General features: G+C 38.1%; 2 protein-coding genes and 1 pseudogene. All 3 read left to right on the top strand.

All coding sequences use genetic code 11. The annotated features are described in order from the left end of the window. Positions 1 to 668: pseudogene (locus FJR05_RS20540) on the top strand (hypothetical protein); the annotation flags it as partial. A 264-nt stretch (positions 669 to 932) separates the two neighbouring features. Further along, positions 933 to 1,178, top strand: a complete 246-nt coding sequence (locus FJR05_RS20535) for a UPF0175 family protein (RefSeq protein ID WP_168645833.1) — start codon at positions 933 to 935, stop codon at positions 1,176 to 1,178. Continuing rightward, on the top strand, positions 1,175 to 1,318 hold the full coding sequence (locus FJR05_RS20530; protein ID WP_254446996.1) for a hypothetical protein: 144 nt from the start codon (positions 1,175 to 1,177) through the stop codon (positions 1,316 to 1,318). The genes FJR05_RS20535 and FJR05_RS20530 overlap by 4 nt, the downstream gene beginning before the upstream one ends. The last annotated feature ends 27 nt before the right edge of the window (positions 1,319 to 1,345 follow it).

The following is a 1,345-nucleotide window of genomic DNA, read 5'->3' as shown; positions in this document are numbered from 1 at the left end:
TGCAGTGTGTAGGTAGAACTAGAGCTAACCGGAGGACGGAACGGGTAACTTATTATGTGGTTAGTGACAAAGATTTGTCCTATTTAGCGGACTATTACCCTAATGCTAGGTTTATTAAGTCTGATGCTGTTGATATTTGTGCAGATGCAGGAACGGAAATCCAGCAGACACGCAAGGGCATATTAACGGCATTCAAGCAATTGGTAGCAGCAGGGGTGACAGATTGGCAGAAAGTTCGTCAGGGGGTATTAGCTAAAGCTGCTGGGATTTCTCAACCGTGGCTCAGTCAAGTTGCTAAGAACTATTTCGGCGGGTGGAATAGCTTTAAAAAATTATTGCTACTCCTATATAACTCTCTTTATAGGGTTAATAATAATTCTCTGGAGGTTTTAACCTGTGAGGAGAAGTGGTTTATTGATGAGTATTTACCTCTGCTTAAACATGGCTGTGAAGACGGTGGTGAACCAGCGGAAATGATCATTGAAGATGTGATTACGTTTAGTGAACATCTTGGCTGGCAAGGGTTTTCTAGGGCTGTGAATGCAGCGACGATGGAAATTAAAGCTTTTTTAATCGCCTGTTTGATATCTGTTCTGCCGCAGGAGATTCATGATGAGATTAAGCGGTACTTGGTTTTGCACTTAGTTAAATTAGAACCTGAATACTAAGTTTGCACTTAAAAAAGCTGATTTTTTATAGTTGGAGTCAAGCAATACCATATTGCGATGTAGCTTGCTGCTCTTTTTAGGAGTGGGAGCAATTTCTTTTTGTTAAAAAGAAGTACATTGTAGCATAATGGGCTGTTTTAAAAATCCTATAAAACACCTTATGGTTGCTTTACGGGGAAATTATTTTGAGCGATTGCTACCTATTCCATCTATCACCCTATGAATTATCCTAAAATTAGATAAATTACAATTGTAAACTTGTTTATGAGTGTCTTAATACCTGATGATATTCTCCGAGCCAGCAAAATGACGGAAGGGGAACTAAAATTAGAAATCGCTATTATGCTTTATCAGCAAGGAAAAATTAGTAGTGGTAAAGTTCGTGCTTGGACTGGACTCACAGTAATTGAGTTTCAACATCAACTTGCTTTACGGGGACTTTGTATCAATTATGATATAGAGGATTTTCAATCAGATGTGAAAACCCTAGAATCAATGGGGTTATTGTGATTATTGTTAGTGATACATCACCAATTACTAATTTAGCAGCAATCAATCAGCTAGACTTACTGCAAAAACTTTACACTGGGATTGTTATTCCCACAGCCGTTTATAATGAAATGTGTGACTTGAACCATAACTTGGGCTAAATTGTGAACCATAAAATGAGCCATAAG

The sequence above is a fragment of the Dolichospermum sp. UHCC 0259 genome, assembly GCF_009711935.1.
GTDB lineage: Bacteria > Cyanobacteriota > Cyanobacteriia > Cyanobacteriales > Nostocaceae > Dolichospermum.
This window is presented reverse-complemented; position numbering and strand designations above follow the sequence as displayed.

Excerpts from the sequence above, each read along its gene's own strand:
- FJR05_RS20535 (WP_168645833.1), top strand. The coding sequence starts at position 933 with ATGAGTGTCTTAATACCTGATGATATTCTCCGAGCCAGCAAAATGACG.